At 57.4% G+C, this 21,314-nt stretch carries 19 protein-coding genes; 10 read left to right on the top strand and 9 right to left on the bottom strand.

Annotated elements, in window-relative coordinates; translation table 11 throughout:
- The first annotated feature begins 3 nt into the window (after positions 1 to 3).
- From AC4PCC_RS03035 to AC4PCC_RS03015, 5 genes are all read left to right on the top strand, one after another.
- Positions 4 to 2,421 (top strand): fimbria/pilus outer membrane usher protein, encoded by a 2,418-nt coding sequence (locus AC4PCC_RS03035; protein WP_492126361.1) that lies wholly within the window; start codon positions 4 to 6, stop codon positions 2,419 to 2,421.
- Positions 2,418 to 3,404 (top strand): Csu type fimbrial protein, encoded by a 987-nt coding sequence (locus AC4PCC_RS03030; RefSeq protein ID WP_492126360.1) that lies wholly within the window; start codon positions 2,418 to 2,420, stop codon positions 3,402 to 3,404. The genes AC4PCC_RS03035 and AC4PCC_RS03030 overlap by 4 nt, the downstream gene beginning before the upstream one ends.
- Before the next feature lie 316 nt (positions 3,405 to 3,720).
- Positions 3,721 to 5,040 carry an MFS transporter gene (locus tag AC4PCC_RS03025; RefSeq protein ID WP_492126359.1) on the top strand — a complete coding sequence of 440 codons (1,320 nt, stop codon included), beginning with the start codon at positions 3,721 to 3,723 and terminating at the stop codon, positions 5,038 to 5,040.
- Positions 5,041 to 5,650: 610 nt separating this feature from the next.
- Positions 5,651 to 5,926: a hypothetical protein gene (locus AC4PCC_RS03020; RefSeq protein ID WP_492126358.1), complete on the top strand. Its 276-nt coding sequence runs from the start codon at positions 5,651 to 5,653 to the stop codon at positions 5,924 to 5,926.
- Positions 5,927 to 5,929: 3 nt separating this feature from the next.
- Positions 5,930 to 6,157: a hypothetical protein gene (locus tag AC4PCC_RS03015; protein WP_492126357.1), complete on the top strand. Its 228-nt coding sequence runs from the start codon at positions 5,930 to 5,932 to the stop codon at positions 6,155 to 6,157.
- A gap of 130 nt (positions 6,158 to 6,287) precedes the next feature.
- On the opposite strand, the gene exbD is transcribed toward AC4PCC_RS03015, so the two are convergent.
- Entirely contained in the window at positions 6,288 to 6,710 is a 423-nt protein-coding gene (gene exbD / locus AC4PCC_RS03010) for a TonB system transport protein ExbD (protein ID WP_492126356.1), read from the bottom strand.
- Between the two features lie 5 nt (positions 6,711 to 6,715).
- A complete protein-coding gene (gene exbB, locus AC4PCC_RS03005) occupies positions 6,716 to 7,450 on the bottom strand; it encodes a tol-pal system-associated acyl-CoA thioesterase (protein ID WP_492126355.1) in 735 nt (244 codons plus the stop codon).
- A 235-nt stretch (positions 7,451 to 7,685) separates the two neighbouring features.
- Between exbB and metC the strand changes: the two genes are divergently transcribed.
- Together metC and AC4PCC_RS02995 are read left to right on the top strand one after the other, a co-directional pair.
- Entirely contained in the window at positions 7,686 to 8,876 is a 1,191-nt protein-coding gene (gene metC / locus AC4PCC_RS03000; RefSeq protein WP_492126354.1) for a cystathionine beta-lyase, read from the top strand.
- Between the two features lie 115 nt (positions 8,877 to 8,991).
- Positions 8,992 to 9,651, top strand: coding sequence for a DedA family protein (locus AC4PCC_RS02995; RefSeq protein WP_067706242.1), 660 nt, complete (start codon positions 8,992 to 8,994; stop codon positions 9,649 to 9,651).
- Positions 9,652 to 9,673: 22 nt separating this feature from the next.
- Here the strand turns inward: AC4PCC_RS02995 and AC4PCC_RS02990 are convergent, their stop codons facing one another.
- Positions 9,674 to 10,561: an AraC family transcriptional regulator gene (locus AC4PCC_RS02990; RefSeq protein ID WP_492127445.1), complete on the bottom strand. Its 888-nt coding sequence runs from the start codon at positions 10,559 to 10,561 to the stop codon at positions 9,674 to 9,676.
- Positions 10,562 to 10,802: 241 nt separating this feature from the next.
- On the opposite strand from AC4PCC_RS02990, the gene dkgA reads away from it, so the two are divergent.
- A complete protein-coding gene (gene dkgA / locus AC4PCC_RS02985; protein ID WP_416247991.1) occupies positions 10,803 to 11,627 on the top strand; it encodes a 2,5-didehydrogluconate reductase DkgA in 825 nt (274 codons plus the stop codon).
- Positions 11,628 to 11,683: 56 nt separating this feature from the next.
- Here the strand turns inward: dkgA and ftsP are convergent, their stop codons facing one another.
- From ftsP to AC4PCC_RS02965, 4 genes are all read right to left on the bottom strand, one after another.
- Positions 11,684 to 13,099 (bottom strand): cell division protein FtsP, encoded by a 1,416-nt coding sequence (ftsP, locus tag AC4PCC_RS02980; RefSeq protein ID WP_492126353.1) that lies wholly within the window; start codon positions 13,097 to 13,099, stop codon positions 11,684 to 11,686.
- Positions 13,100 to 13,190: 91 nt separating this feature from the next.
- Positions 13,191 to 13,937, bottom strand: coding sequence for a 1-acylglycerol-3-phosphate O-acyltransferase (locus tag AC4PCC_RS02975; RefSeq protein ID WP_492126352.1), 747 nt, complete (start codon positions 13,935 to 13,937; stop codon positions 13,191 to 13,193).
- 177 nt (positions 13,938 to 14,114) lie between these two features.
- Positions 14,115 to 16,394 carry a DNA topoisomerase IV subunit A gene (parC, locus tag AC4PCC_RS02970; protein WP_492126351.1) on the bottom strand — a complete coding sequence of 760 codons (2,280 nt, stop codon included), beginning with the start codon at positions 16,392 to 16,394 and terminating at the stop codon, positions 14,115 to 14,117.
- Between the two features lie 151 nt (positions 16,395 to 16,545).
- A complete protein-coding gene (locus AC4PCC_RS02965; RefSeq protein ID WP_492126350.1) occupies positions 16,546 to 17,313 on the bottom strand; it encodes a transporter substrate-binding domain-containing protein in 768 nt (255 codons plus the stop codon).
- A gap of 138 nt (positions 17,314 to 17,451) precedes the next feature.
- Between AC4PCC_RS02965 and AC4PCC_RS02960 the strand changes: the two genes are divergently transcribed.
- Complete coding sequence (locus tag AC4PCC_RS02960) at positions 17,452 to 18,033, top strand: NAD(P)H-dependent oxidoreductase (protein ID WP_492126349.1); 582 nt, start codon at positions 17,452 to 17,454, stop codon at positions 18,031 to 18,033.
- A gap of 33 nt (positions 18,034 to 18,066) precedes the next feature.
- Entirely contained in the window at positions 18,067 to 18,384 is a 318-nt protein-coding gene (locus AC4PCC_RS02955) for a putative quinol monooxygenase (RefSeq protein WP_067706228.1), read from the top strand.
- Positions 18,385 to 18,413: 29 nt separating this feature from the next.
- Here the strand turns inward: AC4PCC_RS02955 and AC4PCC_RS02950 are convergent, their stop codons facing one another.
- Positions 18,414 to 19,313: a LysR substrate-binding domain-containing protein gene (locus tag AC4PCC_RS02950; protein ID WP_345828966.1), complete on the bottom strand. Its 900-nt coding sequence runs from the start codon at positions 19,311 to 19,313 to the stop codon at positions 18,414 to 18,416.
- Positions 19,314 to 19,366: 53 nt separating this feature from the next.
- Positions 19,367 to 21,262 (bottom strand): DNA topoisomerase IV subunit B, encoded by a 1,896-nt coding sequence (parE, locus tag AC4PCC_RS02945; protein ID WP_492126348.1) that lies wholly within the window; start codon positions 21,260 to 21,262, stop codon positions 19,367 to 19,369.
- Positions 21,263 to 21,314: the final 52 nt, after the last annotated feature.

Genomic DNA, 21,314 nt, shown 5'->3' with positions numbered 1-21,314 from the left:
CCGATGAGCAGGCACAGCTTAGCTTCAGTAAGCCACTACCTGCCCGTCGTCGTCAGCCTGCTGGGAAGTCTGCTGCCCGGGGCCGGGCGGGCAGAGACCTGGTCCTCACTGCCGCCGCCGCCGGTAAAAAATGAGGCTGGCCCGCAGAAGCAGCAATATATGCTGGGCCTGGTGGTAAACGATCGCGACAGCCAGCAGGTGGTACCCGTTACGTTTAACGGCGACCACTATCTTCTCAGGGCGGGCGATCTTCAGCGGGCCGGTATTCCGGCGGCGCAAATCAGCTCCTCAATGGTGGATGTCTCTACCCTGCCAGGCGTGAAGGCAAATTATGACGCCGCCCGCCAGCGCATTCTGCTGACCGTGCCGCCCGACTGGCTCCCGGCTCAGCATCTGGGCGGCAGCGACAATCAACAGCCACGCTACCCCGGACTCAGCACGCCAGGTGCACTGTTTAACTACGATCTCTACACCAGCCGGACCAGCCAGAGTGGTACACGTCTTTCCGCGTGGAGCGAGTTTCGCCTGTTTGGCAGCGGCGGGCAGCTTTCGACCAACGGTGTTTATCAGCAGCAGATCGCCGGTTCGCCGGGTTATCAAAATGATGGCTATCTCCGCTACGACAGCTGGTGGAGCAATCAGGATGAGGAGCGATCCCTGAGCTGGCGCGTAGGGGATTTGATTACGGATTCACTGGCGTGGAGCAACAGCGTCAGGCTGGGCGGCATCCAGATTGCACGGGATTTCTCGGTGCGCCCGGATATTATCACCTACCCCCTGCCCGCTTTTTCCGGCCAGGCGGCGGTTCCCTCGACCGTCGATCTGTTCGTCAACGGCTACAGAAACAGTTCTAACAACGTGCAGCCCGGTCCATGGACGATGACCAATATGCCTTTCGTCAATGGGGCGGGAAACGCGGTAGTGGTGACCACCGATGCAACTGGCCGTCGCATCACCACGACAATGCCTTTCTACGTCTCCAGCAATCTGCTGAAGCCCGGCCTGTCGGACTTCTCCTTCTCTGCCGGTGCGCTGCGCGAAAACTACGGGGTCAAAAACGCAGACTATGGCGCGGGCGCTGCCAGCGGCTCGTGGCGATATGGTCTGAACGACTGGCTGACGCTGGAGAGCCACGCCGAGGCCGCAGAGTCCCTGGCGCTGGCCGGCGCGGGCGGGCAGTTGCGCATCGGCTCGCTCGGCGTAGTGAATAGCGCGGTGACCCGCAGCCAGATGGACGGTGAGAGCGGTGACCAGTACAGCTGGGGCTATCAGTACAATAACAGCCGCTTTAGCATCGGCACTCAGCATATTATTCGCACCGCTGACTTCAGCAATCTGGCGCTGTATGGCGATCGCAGCAGTGGGGCGACCAGAACGGAATATACGCTTAGCCGCCGCAGCGCCCAGTATAATGTCAGCCTGTCGCTGAACCAGTACGGCAGCCTGGGCGCGGCTTTTATTGATATTACCAGCGGCAACGGCAACAAAACCCAGCTGTTGAACCTCTCCTGGAGTAAGGATATCTGGGGTAACAGTAGCCTTTACCTCTCCGCCACCCATGACCAGCAGCAGGACGTATGGTCCGGTGCCGTTTCACTGGTGATCCCCTTCAGCGAACGGGGAAATGCCAGCATCGGCCTGGAGCGCGACCGTTTTGGCGGCACGGCACAGCATCTGGGCGTCTCACGCGCCATGCCCACCGAAGGGGGCTTTTCCTATGATGCCTCCTGGGCACGCGAGAGTAGCGGCAGCGACTTCACCCAGGGCAGTGTTAGCTGGCGTAATGACCTGATTCAGACCTCAGCAGGGTTCTACGGTGACAGCGATTACAGCACCCAGTTTGGAGATATCACCGGGTCACTGGTGTTTATGGATGGCAGCCTGTTTGCCGCCAATGAGGTGAATGATGCCTTTGTACTGGTAAAAACCGATTATCCCGAAGTCGAAGTAGACTATGAGAATCAGTTAATGGGTAAGACGAATAGCAAGGGTTACCTGCTGGTGCCGAGAGTCAGCTCGTGGTATCCGGCGAAATATGCGATCAATACGCTCGACCTGCCGGTGGATATGACGACCTCAGCGGTCGAGCAGCGCTTCGCGGTTAAGCGTCAGAGCGGTTATCTGCTGCATTTCCCCATCGTCCCGCTGCGCGCCGCCAGCGTTATCCTGCTCGATCAGGACGGGCAACCTCTTCCCGTGTCAACCCAGCTTATCCGCCAGGGTCAGGCCACGGAATACGTAGGCTGGGACGGCATTGCCTGGATGGAAAATCTCCAGCCCGAAAACCCGTTCAGGGCCGAAACGCCGGACGGGCGACACTGCGAGTCAGTATTGAAGGTTCCCGGCGGACGGCCTGTATCCCTCAGGACCTATGGACCGCTAACCTGCACTCTCTCCGCCGATGCGCCAGGAGCACCATGATGAAAAAAATCTCAGCCGTTCTGTTCTTGCTGCTGATGGCATGCTCCCTCCCGGGATGGGCGGCCTGCACCTTACCCTCGTCGACCGCCTCGTTTGGCAGCGTCAGTTCTTTTGCGGTGAATACCACCGCCAGTGCCACCTCGGCCAGCGTGAACGTCAACTGCGGATCGGGCAGTATTCTTTCGCTGCTTTCAACGGATTACGTCAAAATACAGGTGGCAAGCGCGACCTTTACCAGCGGTACACGTGGCGCACTTAAGACCAGCAGTAGCGGCAGCGATAGCATTCCCGTCCAGCTGTGTAGCGATTCCGCCTGCGGCAATGAGATGACCATTGGCGGAACCACCGTGAGCTTCAGCTCTTCTCAGTTAGTGAATCTGGTGGGTCTGCTGGGCGGGCAAAACTTTACCATTCCGGTGTATATGCGCACCGTGCCGGGTCAGGTGGTGGCCGCCGGGAGCTATACGGGCGTCATGAATATGCTGGTCAGCTACAACGTCTGTACCGGGCTTGGCGCACTGGGGCTGTGTTTGTTGGGCAGTCAGATAACCAGCTCCGGCACGGTGCCCATTACCGCCAGTATGACTATCACTAACGATTGCACCACTATCACCGCCCCCAACATCAGCTTTGGCAGTGCACCGCTGGTCAGCAGCTTCAGTAAAGTCGCCCAGTCGATTAATGTCATCTGTACTAAAGACAGCACCTATACGGTGGGACTGAGCAACGGTAGCCATGCAGTGGGGAGCCAGCGCTATATGACCAGCGGCAGCAACCAGCTCGCCTATGAGATTTATCAAAATACCAGCACCCTGCGCTGGGGGCCTGTTGGCAGCGAGCGCGTTGCCAGTACGGCGGCGAATAGCATCAGTGTTGATGGGCTAACCCGCACCTTTAATTACACCGCACAGATTTTAACTAACCAAACCACACCCGTAGCAGGCAGCTACAGCGACAGCGTGGTCGTGGATCTCTCATTTTAACGCGCGCCAGGTGAAACGTGGTGGTGGCTCTCTCACTGGAAAGTACGGCCAATGTCACGTGATAGTGGATCTCTCAATGGAAAGTACGGTCAATGTGGCGAAATTAGCCCTCGTAACTATCGGGCCTTGATGAATCTTGCGTCAGGGAGAACCAGCAGAAGTGAGCCATCGCGCGTTTCACAGGCCGCTATACCTCCAGCATTGTGTTAACTATTTGTTACCCATGTAATACGATAGTTAAGCTTTAACAGTGATATCGATCACATTAAAATATTTACTGACAGGCTAAAAGGGGGGAAAAACTAAAGGATGCTGTATGACTGTTTTCTCCCCACCCGCAAAAAAACCGCGAAGCCATGCCAGAACTATTTTCACCGTAACCAGCGGTAATTTTCTGGAGATGTATGATTTTATGGTGTTCGGCTACTACGCGACCGCCATTGCCAAAACCTTCTTCCCCGGTGATAACCCCTTTGCTTCCCTGATGCTGACGCTAATGACCTTTGGCGCTGGCTTCCTGATGCGTCCGCTCGGTGCCATCATTCTTGGCTCATTTATCGACCATCACGGACGCCGTAAAGGGCTGCTGGTCACACTGGGACTGATGGCGCTGGGAACGCTGACCATCGCCGTAGTGCCGGGATACAATACGCTGGGCGTCGCCGCGCCGATTCTGATTTTGCTGGGGCGTCTGCTACAGGGCTTCTCGGCTGGCGTGGAGCTGGGCGGCGTTTCGGTGTATCTGGCTGAGATGGCTCCTCCTAAGCGCAAGGGTTTCTTTGTCAGCTGGCAGTCGGGCAGCCAGCAGGTGGCAGTTATATTTGCCGCACTGCTTGGGCTGGGACTGAATCATTTACTGGAAAAGGATCAGGTCACCGACTGGGGCTGGCGTATTCCGTTTGTGATTGGCTGTATGATCGTGCCGTTTTTGTTTTGGATCCGCCGTATGCTGGAGGAAACCGAGGAGTTCAGCCAGCGCAAGGTACACCCTTCGATGAAGCAGATTGTCAGGTCGGTAGCCAGTAACTGGCCGCTGGTGCTGGCGGGGATGTTGATGGTGGTGACCACCACGGTGATGTTTTATATGATCACCGCTTTTACGCCGACGTTTGGCAAAACGGTGCTGATGATGAGCGATAAACAGAGCTTTTTTGTCACGCTGTGCGTAGGGCTGTCTAACCTGATATGGCTGCCCATTATGGGCTCGGTTTCCGACCGTTATGGCCGCCGCCCGCTGCTGATTCTGTTTAGCGTGCTGATGATCGCCACTGCCTGGCCGGTTCTGCACTGGCTGGTGGGGTCACCAACGTTTGCGCATCTGCTGGAAGCCGAGCTGTGGCTCTCCTTTCTTTATGCCAGCTATAACGGCGCAATGGTGGTGTATCTGGCGGAGATTATGCCCGCCGAGGTGCGTGCCACGGGCTTTTCACTGGCTTACAGTCTCGCTACCGCGCTGTTCGGCGGCTTCACCCCGGCAATCTGCAGTTATCTGATTCACTCGACAGGCGATAAGGCGATGCCCGGCGTCTGGCTAACCATTGCCGCCGTTTGTGGCCTGCTTGGCACCATGATTATTAAGCGTCTGGTCCGTCAGTATCAGATTAAGAATACGGCGGCTCCGCTGGCTCAGGTTTAAGTTCGGGCAGTGAATGGGGCATGATGCCTGGTGGTGTCTGCATATGGTGCGCGGCGCTACAAGAGCTGGAGGTGTCGCCTGGGGGGGGGCCCGGCGCTACAAAAGCCTGGGGTGTCGCCTGGGGGGGGGGCCCGGCGCTACAAAAGCCTGGGATGTCGCCTACGGGTGGGGCCCGGCGCTACAAAAGCCTGGGGTGTCGCCTACGGGTGGGGCCCGGTGCTACAAAAGCTGGAGGTGTCGCCTACGGGTGGGGCCCGGTGCTACAAAAGCTGGAGGTGTCGCCTACGGGTGGGGCCCGGTGCCTGGCGGTCCTCGCGCCGCGCGTGGCGCGGTCCCTTCGCTCCGCTCGTCGACCTTTCGGACCGGGCATGACGGGACATCCCTGTCCCGGCATGCCCTTGTGCCAGCATCCCTGCTGGCCCATCCGGGTCTTCCTTACTGCACTCAGCGCTGCGGAATGCCTGTCACCGGGCCCCACCCGCCTGCTTATTGTATTGTGCTGACTGCGGGTAAAAGCAACTCAAAAGCCTGAGAGGTGGACAATCCCTGCGGTTGACGGGCAATCCGCAGCGCTGCGGCGAAGACGGAGGGCCAGGCGAGGGCAGCAGGGATGCTGCACTCAGGGAGCGGCGGGCAGGGACGCCCGCTCGCGACCGGGCCGTCCGGCCCGGAGTCGGAGCCAAAGGCACCACGCGGAGCGTGGCGTGAGGACGCCCGGCAAACGCTGGGATTGTCCACCGGGATTGCAGGTATTACAGCCTGTACGACCGGCCTGCCAACAGGCAGGGTATCGGAATGCCTGTCACCAGGCCCCACCCGTCTGCTTATTGTATTGTGCTGGCTGTGGGTTAAAGGCGGTTTCACTAAAAGCAATTCAGGCGCCTGAGAGGTGGACAATCCCTGCGATTGTCGGGCAATCCGCAGCGCTGCGGCGAAGACGGAGGGCCAGGCGAGAGCAGCAGGGATGCTGCTCTCAGGGAGCGGCGGGCAGGGACGCCCGCTCGCGACCGGGCCGTCCGGCCTGGCGTCGGAGCCAAAGGCACCACGCAGAGCGTGGCGTGAGGACGCCCGGCAAACGCTGGGATTGTCCACCGGCGTCGCAGGTATTACAACCTAACCTGGCAACCTGGCAACCTGGCAACCTGGCAACCTGGCAACCTGGCAACCTGGCAACAGGATGCCGAAATACCTGACACCGGGCAATAGTCCCTACTCCTTTAACGCCCGCTCGCGACCAGTCCAGTCAGCTACTTCGCGGTGGTTTCCATACCCATCAGGCCAATCTTCAAATAACCCGCCTGACGCAGCTTATCCATAACCCCCATCAGCGTGGCATAATCCACCGACTTATCGGCCTGGAAGAAAATGGTGGTTTCTTTATTACCCGCCGTCTGATCGTTCAGGGCATTAACCAGCGTCTCGTCTGTCACCGCATTATTGCCAATAAACAACTGCCTATCGGCCTTAATCGAAAGATAAACGGGCTTATCGGGACGTGGCTGCGGCGTACTGGTAGAAGCAGGCAGGTTAACGCGGACGTCAACTGTCGCCAGCGGCGCGGCGACCATAAAGATGATCAGCAGCACCAGCATCACGTCGATAAACGGCGTGACGTTAATCTCATGCATTTCGCCGTTGCTTTCGTGATCTTCATTCAATCGCATCGCCATCGTACTTAGCCCACCCGCAGTTTGTGAGCGGCGGCGTGGCGCGGTGAATCATTGCTGGCCGCCAGATCCAGATCGCGGCTTTGCAGCAGCAGGATCTGCGCCGCAACGTCGCCCATTGATGCCTTGTAATTAGCGATCATGCGGGCAAAAACGTTATAGATGACCACGGCCGGGATTGCCGCAATCAAACCCACGGCGGTGGCCAGCAGCGCTTCCGCGATACCCGGCGCGACGACCGCCAGATTGGTGGTCTGCGTCTGTGCAATGCCGATAAAGCTGTTCATGATTCCCCACACGGTGCCGAACAGGCCGACAAAGGGGGCAATTGAGCCTACCGTCGCCAGGAATCCGTTACCCCGGCCTGCATGGCGGCTGAAGAATGCGACGCGGCGCTCCAGTCGGAAGGCGGTGCGCTCTTTGATACCATCATTGTCGTCAGAGCCCTGCGAAAGCTGTAGCTCATCTTCCGCTTCTTTCAGCAGCAGCGCCGTCAGGCTGGCCGCATTAAAGGTTGCGCAGGTCTTCGAGGCCTCGGGTAGCGAGCGCGCCTCAGCCAGTGACTGCTGCTCACGCTTCAGACGACGCTTTGCGGAACTCAGTTCTGCGCTTTTGCTGAAAAATATTGCCCAGGTGACGACCGATGCCAGCAGCAGTCCGATCATTACCACTTTAACCACGATGTCTGCATGATGGTACATGCCCCACACGGAAAGATCCGTCTGCATCAAATCATTCGTCACGCTGTCTCTCCAACGGAAATCAACTAAAAGCAAAAAACCAGTCAGGATCATACCAAATCAATGCTGAATTGATAGTGGTTATCATTAGTATTTACATCTACCCGCTTTATTCCCGCATTTATCAGCGCTTTTCTGGCTTCAGACTGAAACTTTGTCATACAGCGCATTGCTCAATTTCGTCATCAGGCGCGCCGTGTTAACGTTAGAAATCAACCTTTCTCAGACTGGGCAATTGATGAGCAGAAAAAAAATCGAAACCACGCTGATCGCCGCTGGCCGCAGCAAACGCTATACCCAGGGCGCCGTTAACAGCGTGATTCAACGGGCGTCATCACTGGTATTCGACAGCGTGGCAGAGAAAAAACGCGCCGCGGCAGGGCGCGCAGACCGTGATCTTTTCTATGGTCGTCGCGGCACGCTCACCCACTTCTCTCTTCAGGACGCCATGACCGAACTGGAAGGCGGCGCGGGCTGTGCGCTTTATCCCTGTGGAGCGGCGGCCGTCGCTAATGCCATCCTCGCTTTTGTTGCCGCTGGTGACAATGTGCTGATGGCGGGATCGGTGTATGAGCCCACTCAGGATTTTTGCAGCAAAATTCTCAGTAAAATGAATGTCTCAACCCAGTGGTTCGATCACAATATTGGCGATGAGATTGCAGAGTTAGTCCAGCCCAACACCAAAGTGGTCTTCCTGGAATCCCCGGCCTCCATCACCATGGAAGTTCAGGATATTCCTGCCATTGTCTCGGCGGTGCGCCGTGTGGCGCCGGACGCCGTCATCATGATCGACAATACCTGGGCCGCAGGGATCCTCTTTCCGGCGCTGGCCTTTGGCATTGATATCTCTATCCAGGCCGGTACCAAATACCTGATCGGCCATTCAGATGCCATGATCGGCACCGCGGTAGCAAATGAACGCTGCTGGCCCCAGCTGCGTGAGAACTCCTATCTGATGGGGCAGATGGTGGACGCGGATACCGCCTACATGGCAAGTCGCGGCCTGCGTACGCTCGCCGTGCGTCTGCGCCAGCATCAGGAGAGCGCTATCCACATCGCACAGTGGCTGGCGGCGCGTCCTGAAGTGGCGGTGGTGAATCACCCGGCGCTGCCTGAATGTCGGGGACACGCATTCTGGAAGCGTGACTTTACCGGCAGCAGCGGCCTGTTCTCCTTTGTGCTGAAAGAACGCCTGAGCGATGCGCAGCTTGCCCACTATCTGGATCACTTTGAGCATTTCAGTATGGCCTACTCATGGGGAGGCTATGAGTCGCTAATCCTCGCTAACCAGCCTGAGGAGCTGGAGGCAATACGTCCGGCGAAGGGCGTGGATTTTAGCGGAACGCTGGTGAGAGTGCATATCGGCCTGGAAAACGCAGACGATTTGATTGCCGATCTGGCCGCTGGCTTTGCCCGTCTTGAAGCCTGAGCAGGATGAATAAGTAAATAAAAACCAAACGACAGAGAGCAATGGGCATCGATCAAGGTTAACGAGCCGAATAACGCGTACAATTGACCAACTAACGTATTCACTGGGATATGAAATGGGTGTACTACACGAGATTGTGCGGGCATTGTGGCATCAGGATTTTGCTGCGCTCGCCAATCCGGATGTGATATGGATTGTCTACGGCATTATGTTTATCACTCTGCTGCTTGAAAACGGCCTGTTGCCCGCCTCTTTTCTGCCCGGTGACAGCCTGTTGCTGCTGGCCGGGGCCATGATTGCGAAAGGCGTTATGGCATTTATGCCGACGCTGCTGATCCTCACCCTTGCCGCCAGCCTCGGCTGCTGGCTGAGCTATCTTCAGGGCCGCTGGCTGGGGAATACCCGGCTGGTCAAAAGCTGGCTGATGCATTTGCCCGCGCAGTACCACCAGCGGGCGTGGAGTTTGTTTCATCGCCACGGCCTGATGGCGCTGCTGGTTGGGCGCTTTCTGGCGTTTGTTCGCACCATTCTGCCTACGATGGCGGGAATTTCCGGCCTGAAGAACAGCCGTTTCCAGCTGTTCAACTGGCTTAGCGGCCTGCTGTGGGTCACGATTCTGGTGTCGCTAGGCTACGCTATCAGTCAGGTTCCTTTTATTAAGCGCCATGAAGATCAGGTTATGGCGATCCTGATGATTCTGCCTCTGGTATTGTTGTGCGTAGGTCTGGTGGGTAGCATCACGCTGGTTATCAGGCGCAAAAAGTCCTCTCTGTAGGGCCGGTGTTCCGGCCCTCTTCTTATACCGTTTGCCGCATGCGCATCACTTCTTCCCCCGGCGTGACGCCAAAATAGCGTTTAAACTCACGAGAAAACTGTGATGCGCTTTCATAACCCACCCGCATTGCCGCCGTACTCGCTTTCAGCCCCTCCTGCAACATCATCATCCGCGCCTGATGCAGTCGGTAGCTTTTCAGGTACTGTAACGGCGAAGTGCTGGTGACCGCCTTAAAGTTATGATGAAACGCCGAGACGCTCATATTCACCTCTGCGGCCAGCTGATCCACGCTCATGTTATCCCGGTAGTTATGCTCAATCCGCCGCAGCGCGCGGGCTATCTGGCTGAACTGAGTCTGACGACTGACCTGCGCCAGCAGGGCACCCCCGCAGGGACCCAGCAGGACATAATAGAGAATTTCACGCACAATCTGTGGCCCGAGCACGCGGGCATCGCGCGGATTAGCCATGACGTCCAGCAGCCTCTCTGCGGCGCACAGCATCTCCCCGGTCAGGGATGCCGTATGTATTCCCCGCGTCTGCGGCGCGGGGTGAAAGCTGTCGTCATCGCCAATATCAATCAGCAGATCCTGTAAGCGGGTGGAATCCACATTGAGCAACATCCCCACCAGCGGCTCTTCCGCAGTCGCGAAGGTTTCGCACTCAAAGGGCAAGGTCACCGTCAGCATCAGGTATTTGGTGGCGTCATAGTGAAAAACGTGATTGCCCAGATAACCGGTTTTATGCCCCTGGAAAAGGATCACAATCCCCGATGAGTACATTACCGGGGTGCGTCCGCTCGGCCGGTCGACGTACAGCAGCTTGATGTCAGGCACCATTGACAGCGAAGGTGCCTCTTTCAGGGCAATGACCTGCTGAGCAAGTCGGGAGCACAGCGCATTACGATCCATAACCATTCTCACCCTCTTAAATTCCTTTTGACATGATGAACGCTTCTTTCATCTTTCTCCAGAGCCGTGGAGAATTGGGCAATCCTTTGGCAGGAATAAGCAGTGAATACGGTGAACGCATCCGGCATCAGGATGAAACACCCTGCACAAGAAGATTTCTCAAAGCGTGCGATAAACTCAGCTAAGCTTAGTGACACTAACCGGCAAAGCGTACCGGATAAAATGCGATAAAGGAGAGAACATGGCTGAACAACCTGTAATTAAACTCCACGACGGCAACATGATGCCGCAAATAGGTCTGGGCGTCTGGCAGGCCAGCATCGACGATGCACGTCAGGCAGCCGTCAAGGCGCTTGAGGTGGGCTATCGCGCTATCGACACCGCCGCTATCTATAAAAATGAAGAAGGGATTGGTCAGGCGCTGCAGGAAACTGACGTCGCGCGTGACGATATCTTTGTAACCACCAAGCTGTGGAATGACGACCAGCTGAATGCGGAACAGGCCATTGAAACCAGCCTGAAAAAGCTCCAGCTACAGAGCGTCGATCTCTACCTGATGCACTGGCCCTGCCCGGCGAAAGATAACTACGTTGAAGCATGGAAGGCGATGATTGAGCTACAGAAACAGGGCCTGACCAAAAGTATTGGCGTCTGTAACTTCCAGCAGGCCCACCTGAAACGCCTGCTGGACGAAACCGGCGTCAGCCCGGTCATCAATCAGATTGAGCTGCATCCGATGATGCAACAGCGCACGCTTCATGCCTGGAACGCAATGCATCAAATCCAGACCGAATCGTGGAGCCCGCTGGCGCAGGGGGGGAAAGGCGTATTCGATCAGGAGATCATCAAAAACCTGGCGAAAAAGTATGGCAAAACCCCCGCGCAGATCGTTATCCGCTGGCATCTGGACAGCGGTCTGGTGGTGATCCCGAAATCGGTCACGCCATCGCGTATTGAAGAGAACTTTAAGGTTTTCGACTTCCGTCTGGAAAAACCAGAAATTAGTGAGATCGCCACGCTGGACAGGGGCAATCGCCTGGGTCCGGATCCTGACGAGCTGAACTAAGCGATCCGTCTGCGCACGAACGGGCCTGATTAACGCCAGGCCCGTTTCCGCGGACGTTACCCCGCCGGCTGTACCAAAAGCTGACCCGCGCTACCCCGATCGGCCATTTCCAGCGTCTGGCTGTAATAGACAAAGGGGAAGTGATCGGAAGAGTACTGAACAAACGAAACGAACAGCTCAACGCTGCCGTCCACCCAGACGGTATCCTTCCAGCCGCGATCTTCAGCCATCGGCTGCGCGCCATTGACGTTTTTAATCAGAAACATCACGCCCTGAATATGGAACGACTGCGGCAGATCGGCATGAATGATCCAGCGTTCAAAGGTTCCCTGCTGCGCGCTGTTGTCGATCCGCGTCATATCCCAAAGCGCCCCATTAATACCGGCGATGCTGTCGCCCAGCGTGAACTCTCGCGTGCGGCTGACGCTGCCCTCAATGACCTGGTCGGCCAGTAAGCGCATCGGCAGGTTATCGGTCATCAGCGGCAGCAGCCCGGTTGGTCGGAGCGTCAGGATCAGGGTGGAGGTGAGAATGCTCGAAGGCTCAAACAGGCCGCGCAGGCGGTCCACCAGACCCGCAGGCATTCCAGCCGTCACGGAAACCTCATCACCCTTACTCATATCGACCAGCACCTCCCGACGCTCGCCCGGCGCCAGCGAAAGCTGCTGCACCGCCACCGGCGCGGCAAGAAAACCCTGATCGCTGGCAATAACGTTTAGCGGACGACCATCGCTCAGCTGGAGCTGGTAGCGTCGCGAGTTTGAGGCGTTCAGCAGCCGCAGGCGAACCCATCCACGAGAGACTTCAACCCAGGGATTCTGTACGCCGTTAACCAGCAGCGTATCCCCCACGAAGCCGCCGCTGGAAGGCGGGTCATACTGCGGCGAACCGAAGTTATCCAGACGCTTGTCCTGAATAATCAGGGGAAAATCATCAACGCCATAGTGATTTGGCAGCGGCAGTGACTTGCTCAACTCATCTTCGACAAGCCACATGCCCGCCAGCCCGTTATAAACATGAGGGGCCATATGATTGGGCGTATTGGCATGATACCAACAGGTTGCCGCCGCCTGGCGCACCGGGAGCACCGGCGCCCAGTCCACGCCGGGAGACATGAGCCGGGGCGCACCGCCCGCCAGCGCGCCGGGCAGATGCAGTCCGCTGATGGTCATCGAGACCGGTTCAGCCAGGCGGTTACTGTAGATCAGTTTGACGTCGTCACCGTTCCATACCCGTACCGTCGGGCCAAGGTAGAGACCGTTGATCCCCCACACCTGCGCCTTGCTGCCCTCGGTGAATGACCAGTGGCTGCGTTGCAGGGTCAGAAAAACAGGCTGCCCGCGACGCGACTCAATAAGCGGCGGGACCGGTAAGGCGACTCCGGGTCCGGCCGCATAAGCGCGTACGGGCAGTGCACTGGCGCACAGGGCAACGCCCGATGCCTGAATAAACTGACGTCGACTGAAGGACATACCAACTCCGTAACCTAAAAAAACAGCCTGATGACCCGCTGCACGTCTGATTTGTCATTCTGAATGCTGTGTGGGGCCTGAAACGTAGCGATTACTTTCCGCCGCGCTTATCAGCAGCCTCGCGCGCCGCCACTTCCGCATTCAGCTCATCCAGCTTAGCTGACATGAGCTCGCGGCAGTGGGTCGCCAGCTTACGCGCGGAGAGTGTGGCAAAGGCCGCGGTATCCACCGGTGGCAGCATCTCAATAATGACATGTCCATTATGCAGGCGATTCAGTTTGATCTTGTCGTGCGTATTGGAGACGACGATGGGGATAATCGGCACGCCCGCCGTGATTGCCGCATGAAAAGCGCCGGTTTTAAAAGGCAGCAGACCACGTCCACGGCTGCGGGTCCCCTCCGGGAACATCCAGAAGGAGATGCGCTTCTTTTTAAACTGGGCGATCATCTTACTGATGGTACCATGTGCCGATGCGCGGTTTTCCCGATCAATCAGCAGATTACCCGTCAGCCAGTAGAGCTGCCCGAAAAAGGGGATCCACAGCAGGCTTTTCTTACCCACGGTTACCGTTGTCGGCTGCACCATCTTCGCCGCGGTAATCATGTCGTAATTGTTCTGATGGTTGGCGATGTAAATCGCGTTCGGGTAATTATCTGCCCCTTCGGGCCTGCGCAGTTCAACCTTCAGCCCAAACACCGGCGACAGTCGGCCAAAAAGATGCCCAAAGGTGGCAACATGACGCGGATTACGCGGGCTAAAAAGGCAATAAATACAACCAAAAACACTGATCAGGATTGAACAGATAATCACGATCGCGAAACGTAAAATTGAGAGCATCACATCCTCGTTATTGCTTCCAGATCCTCCCCGGTCAATCCGCGACCGCAAACGCGCCAGCGGACCGACATACAGGGAATCTCAACGCTTTACCCAGCGGGTAAAGTATATCCTTAATTACCGAAATACGCCGCCTTTCACCGGGTTAGCCGCGTAAGAAAGGCTTATCATCGCGTATTATTCCTCGCTATCGGGCGCCTCTGCACCCGCTCTTTCCGGCGCGTCGACCTCTATGCGCTCAACGTTCTGCAATCCTCGCGGCAGCAGCGTCCCACGACGCCCCCGCTCCGCGCGGAATTTCTCCAGCTCCTCGGGTCGCACTTTGAGCTTACGTTTTCCGGCATGCAGCATGATCGACGCCTGCTCGGGGAGCAGCAGTAACCATTTCAGCGTATCTTCACCGGCGACGGCCTGAGCAGAGGGAATAGAGATGATTTTATTGCCTTTGCCTTTTGCCAGCTGCGGCAGCTCAGCCACCGGGAACAGCAGCATTCTGCCCGCGGCGGTGATAGCAAGCAGCCTGTCGTCGTCGTGGTGGATAGCCATCGGCGTCATCACTTTGGCATTTTTCGGCAGGCTGAGCAGCGCTTTACCGGCACGATTGCGTGAGAGCAGATCGCTAAAGGTACAGACGAAGCCGTATCCGGCATCCGACGCCATGAGCAGCCTCTGCTCATCCGCTTCCATCAGCACCTGCTCCATTACGGCACCCGGCGGCGGCGTCAGCTTGCCGGTAAGGGGCTCGCCCTGCCCGCGCGCAGAAGGCAACGTCGTCGGCTCCAGCGCATAGCTGCGCCCGGTCGAGTCAATAAACACCACCGGCTGATTGCTTTTGCCCCTGGCTGCGGCGCGGTAGCTGTCTCCCGCTTTATAACTCAGCCCGGTCGGATCGATATCGTGCCCTTTGGCACTGCGTACCCAGCCCATCTGCGACAGCACAATGGTGACCGGTTCTGAGGGCACCAGCTCGTTTTCGCTGATCGCCTTTGCTTCGCCCCGCTCGCACAGCGGTGAACGACGATCGTCACCGTAGGCATCGCTGTCGGCCTGAAGCTCTTTTTTCAGCAGCGAATTCATTTTGCGCTCCGAGGCGAGAATAGCCTGAAGACGGTCACGTTCTTTCGCCAGCTCATCCTGCTCACCGCGAATTTTCATCTCTTCCAGTTTGGCAAGATGGCGTAATTTCAGCTCAAGGATCGCTTCGGCCTGAGTTTCACTAATCTCGAAGCGCGACATCAGCACCTGTTTCGGCTCGTCTTCGCTGCGAATGATGTGGATCACTTCGTCAATATTAAGAAAGGCAACCAGCAGCCCCTCAAGAATATGCAGGCGCCTGAGCACTTTTTCCAGGCGATGGCTGAGGCGGCGACGCACGGTTTCACGACGATAAACCAGCCATTCGCTGATGATTTCCAGCAGGTTTTTCACCGACGGGCGGTTATCCAGCCCGATCATATTCATATTGATGCGGTAGCTTTTTTCCAGGTCGGTGGTGGCGAACAGATGGTTCATCACCTGCTCCATATCCACGCGATTCGAACGCGGCACAATCACCAGCCGCGTTGGGTTCTCATGGTTGGACTCATCGCGCAGGTCCTCCACCATCGGCAGCTTTTTATTGCGCATCTGGGCAGCGATCTGCTCCAGCACGCGCGCGCCGGAAACCTGATGCGGCAGCGCGGTGATCACCACGTCGCCCTCTTCTCGCTTCCAGACCGCGCGCATACGCACCGAACCGCGCCCGGTCTGATAAATTTTACGGATTTCGTTACGCGGCGTGATGATCTCCGCCTCGGTCGGGTAGTCCGGCCCCTGCACGATTTCCAGCAGATCTTCGATTGTCGCTTTGGGCGAGTCGATCAGCGTGATGGCAGCCTGCGCCACTTCACGCAGGTTATGCGGCGGTATATCGGTCGCCATACCGACCGCAATGCCAGTCGTGCCGTTCAGCAAAATGTTCGGCAGTCGCGCAGGCAGGATGGAAGGCTCCTGTAGCGTACCGTCGAAATTGGGCACGTAATCCACCGTCCCCTGGCCCAGCTCACCCAGCAGCAGCTCGGCATATTTAGACAGGCGGGATTCGGTATAACGCATGGCGGCAAAGGATTTGGGGTCGTCCGGCGCCCCCCAGTTACCCTGGCCGTCTACCAGCGGATAGCGATAGGAGAAGGGCTGCGCCATCAGCACCATCGCTTCATAACAGGCGCTGTCGCCGTGCGGATGGTATTTACCCAGCACGTCACCCACGGTACGGGCCGATTTCTTAAATTTGGCGCTGTTATTCAGCCCCAGCTCGGACATGGCATAGATGATGCGCCGCTGAACGGGTTTAAGACCATCGCCAATATAGGGAAGCGCCCTGTCCATGATGACGTACATGGAGTAGTTCAGGTACGCATTTTCCGTAAATTTATGCAGGGCAAGACGCTCTGCACCATCCTGCGTCAGGTCACTCATTGCTGTTTTTTCCTCACATCGCGGCACGCGCGGCGCGTCACATTGGGGTCGTTTGGCGAGGATAGTACCTTATCCGGGCTGGTGCTGTCACAGGTAACCGTGCGCAGACGGCGAATCACGTGGGCAGGTGGATCCTGCCCACGCTGCGAGTTTATTTTGCCGCCGCCAGCCACTGACCGACCACCTGCTGATACTCGCCGGAGGCCTTACTCAGATGCAGCCACTGGTCGATATAGAGCTTCCAGCTCATGTCGTCACGGGGGATCATCCACGCCTTCTCGCCATACTCCAGCGGCTTTGACGGATTAACGGCACAGAGCTGTGGGTAGCGCTTCTGCTGATAGAGCGCTTCCGAGGCGTCGGTTATCATCACGTCAGCCTTTTTATCCACCAGCTGCTGGAAAATGGTCACGTTGTCATGAAACAGGGTGAGGCTGGCCTGCGGCAGGTAGCGATGCACAAAAGCCTCATTGGTGCCGCCTGCCGGCTCAATCAGGCGAACCCCGGGCTTATTGAGCTGCGCAATCGACCGGTAGCGGGTCTTATCGGCGCAGCGCACCAGCGGAATTTTGCCGTCCGTATCCAGCGGCGCGGCGAACCAGGCGGTCTGCTGGCGCTTAAGTGTGACGGAGACGCCGCCCACGGCGATATCACACTGCTTGCCCAGAAAGTCCTGCGTCAGCATTTTCCAGCGGGTCGGCACCCATTTGACCTGGGCACCCAGGCTCTGCGCCAGCGATGCGACCAGGCTGACATCAATCCCCTCGTACTGACCGTCAGCGCGCAGGTAGCTGTAGGGCTTATAGTCGCCGGTGGTGCAAACCGTCAGGGTTTTACTCTGGCTTACGCGGTCAAGGTGTGACTGCGCGCAGACGCTGCCCGATATCAGCAGTAGTGCGACGATGCCTGTTTTTATCATTATTTTCTTCTCGTTATCAAAGGGCCAACACGCCCGTATTATTGCTTAATGCGCAACAGTGTTGTGATCGGATGCACGTTTCTCTGGCGAATTTTTCTGCGTAGACTGGCCGCAAAATCAAGAACTGGAGAGAAAAACATGAGCAAAATCCTGATCGTCGATGCCGGCAAGGCCTTCGCCCATTCCAAAGGCGAGCTTAACCATACGCTGACCGACTGCGCCACCGCCTTTTTGCGTGATGCAGGCCATGAGGTCAGCGTCACCGTCGTAGACGAAGGTTATGTGCTGGCCGACGAAGTCCAAAAGTATGTGCAGAACGACGTGGTAATATACCAGATGCCGGGCTGGTGGATGGGCGAACCCTGGATCCTGAAAAAATATATTGATGAAGTCTTTACTGAAGGCCACGGCGCCCTCTATGCCAGCGATGGGCGCACCCGCGCCGATGCAGCAAAAAAGTATGGCTCTGGTGGCCTGCTTCAGGGTAAAAAATATATGCTGTCACTGACGTGGAATGCGCCACTGGACGCCTTTACCGATCCACAGCAGTTCTTTGAAGGCGTGGGTGTGGATGGTGTTTATCTGCATTTCCACAAGGCCAATCAGTTCCTGGGCATGGAAGGGTTGCCGACGTTTATCTGTAATGACGTGATCAAGCAGCCGATGATTGCCGAAGACCTCGCACGCTACCGGGTGCACCTGGGCGGAATTTTCGCTTAACTGATTCAATACTCATGCTGTTAAGGAACCACTATGCTGACCGTAATTGCTGAAATTTGCGTAAAGCCCGGACGCCGGGCCGCCGTTTTACAGGCCATTGAGACACTTACGCCCACAGTGTTGCAGGAAGCGGGATGCGGCGGCTATCAGGCGCTGACCGACCATAGCGCACAGGTTCCGTGGAAGCAGCACTCGCCGGACTCGATCTTTATGCTTGAGCAGTGGGATTCCCTGCGCCATCTGGAGGGACATCAGCAGGCGGAGCATATGGAGCAGCACCGTACCCGCATCCGGGATGACGTACTCAACGTTAAAATTTACGTGCTGGAGCCGGCGAAACAGACGCCGTAATCGTCAGGGAATGGACGCGCGCTTTCGTTTTATAACAATCCCCGCTGCGTGATGCATTCGCTGAGAAAGTCGAGAAAACAGCGAATTCGCAGGGACAGGGTGACGTTGCGATAGTAAACCGCGTGGATCGGATGATGCATATCCCGGGTGACGTCTGCCAGCACCGGCACCAGTCGCCCGGTTGCGCAATCTTCTCGGCTCATAAAATCGGAGAGGCGCACAATCCCCTGCCCGTACACCGCCAGTTGCCGCAGCGTTTCGCCGCTGGAGGCGGAGACGGAAGGCGCGATCGGCAGAAACTCCCCTTCGCGCTGCCAGACCGGCCACAGATTATGCTGCTCAAGCTGGCTAAACCCCAGCAGGCGATGATTTGCGAGATCCGCCACGCTGGCAGGCGTACCGTACTTCGCCAGGTATTCCGGACTGGCCATCAGCCGCAGCTTGCTGTAGCCCAGCGATCGGGCATGAATGGTGGAATCCCGCAGTTCACCAATGCGAATGGCAATATCCGTCTGCTGTTCAAGCAGGTCAATTACCACGTCGTCGGTATTCAGCTCCAGCTGGATCAGGGGATAACGCGCGGTAAATTCATTCAGCAGCGGCACGATGACATGCAGCATAAACGGCGTGGCAGCATTGATCCGCAGGCGGCCAGAAGGGATTTCCCGCCGCTGGGCGATCTGCTCCTCCGCGCTTTCTACCGCGCGCAGTATTTCCCGCGCGTGTGCAAGAAAGAGCTGGCCCTCTTCGGTCAGCGCAATGCGACGGGTGGTGCGGTGCAGCAGCGTGGTTTGCAGCTTTTTTTCCAGCCTGCTCAACGCGCGGCTGATGCCGGAAGTGGTCTGGGAGAGCTGCTCAGCAGCGGCGGTAATTGAGCCGGTGTCGACCACTACCACCCAGGCACGTAGCTCATCAAGGGTGATTTTCACGCAATGCGCATCCTGAACGGTCAGGGCGGCCGACGGGCCGCCCTGATAAGGTCTTATACCTCGATTTCGGCGGTATCGCCTTTTTCCTGCAGCCAGTTACGCCGGTCTTCCGAGCGTTTTTTCGCCAGCAGCATATCCATCACCGCCAGCGTCTGATCGACATCCTCATCGCTCACCGTCAGCTGTACCAGACGGCGGGTATTGGGATCGAGCGTGGTTTCACGCAGTTGCAGCGGGTTCATCTCGCCCAGGCCTTTAAAGCGCTGCACGTTGGGTTTACCCTTTTTACGCTTGAGCTGATCGAGGATGCCGGCTTTCTCTTCCTCATCCAGCGCGTAATACACCTCTTTACCCAGATCGATGCGGTATAGCGGCGGCATGGCGACGTAAACGTGACCATTTTTCACCAGCGCGCGGAAGTGGCGCATAAACAGCGCACAGAGCAGCGTGGCGATGTGCAGGCCATCCGAGTCCGCATCCGCGAGAATGCAGATTTTGCCGTAGCGCAGCTGGCCCATATCCTCACTGTCGGGATCGATACCGATCGCCACCGAGATATCATGCACTTCCTGCGAGGCCAGCACTTCGTCAGAAGAGACTTCCCAGGTATTGAGGATCTTCCCCTTCAGCGGCATGATCGCCTGATATTCACGGTCGCGCGCCTGCTTCGCCGAGCCACCCGCTGAATCCCCTTCGACCAGAAACAGCTCGGTGCGGTTGAGATCCTGAGCGCTACAGTCAGCCAGCTTGCCGGGCAGGGCCGGACCGCTGGTCAGCTTTTTACGCACCACTTTTTTAGCCGCGCGCATACGGCGCTGCGCGCTGGAGATGGCCAGCTCGGCCAGCTGTTCGGCCGCCTGCACGTTCTGGTTAAGCCACAGGCTGAAAGCATCTTTCACCACGCCGGAAACAAAGGCGGCGCACTGCCGGGAAGAGAGGCGCTCTTTGGTCTGCCCGGCAAACTGCGGATCCTGCATCTTGACCGACAGCACATAGGCGCAGCGATCCCAGATATCCTCCGCCGACAGCTTAACGCCGCGCGGCAGAATGTTGCGAAATTCGCAGAATTCGCGCATCGCATCCAGCAGGCCCTGGCGCAGGCCGTTGACGTGCGTACCGCCCTGCATGGTCGGGATCAGGTTAACGTAGCTCTCCGTCAGCAGTTCCCCGCCTTCCGGCAGCCACAGCAGCGCCCAGTCAACCGCCTCGACGTCACCGGAAAAACTGCCGACAAAAGGTCTTTCCGGCAGGGTCGGCAGACCGTTGACCGCTTCACACAGGTAGTCCGTCAAACCATCGGCGTAGCACCAGCTCTGCTCGGTATTATTGACCTTGTCTTTAAAGACAATTTCAACGCCGGGGCAAAGCACCGCTTTCGCCTTGAGCAGATGGCTCATCCGCGAGACGGAGAAACGTGGGCTGTCAAAGAAGGAAACATCCGGCCAGAAGCGAACGCGGGTGCCAGTATTACGCTTGCCAACCGTGCCCGTTACGCGGAGATCCTCAACCTTATCGCCGTTCTCAAATGCCATTTCGTACACTTCCGCATTACGGCGGACGGTAACTTCAACGCGGGTTGAAAGGGCATTCACCACCGAGATCCCCACGCCGTGCAGGCCACCGGAGAACTGATAGTTTTTGTTTGAGAATTTGCCGCCCGCATGCAGGCGGCAGAAGATCAGCTCAACGGCGGGCACACCCTCTTCCGGGTGAATATCGACAGGCATACCGCGCCCGTCGTCCGTCACTTCTAGCGACTGATCGGCATGAAGGATAACCTCGATGCGTTTGGCATGACCGGCCAGCGCCTCATCGACGCTGTTATCGATCACTTCCTGACCTAAATGGTTTGGACGTGACGTATCGGTGTACATTCCCGGACGGCGACGAACGGGTTCAAGGCCGCTGAGTACCTCAATGGAGTCAGCGTTGTAGCTGGATTGAGTCATCGTATAAATCTGATTGGTGGCTAAAAAAGAGTGGCCTGCCTCCGCGCTTCGC

This window comes from Erwinia sp. L03-1, from assembly GCF_058686115.1.
Note: the sequence above shows the minus strand (reverse complement) of the source record. Positions and strands in the feature narration are given on the sequence as shown.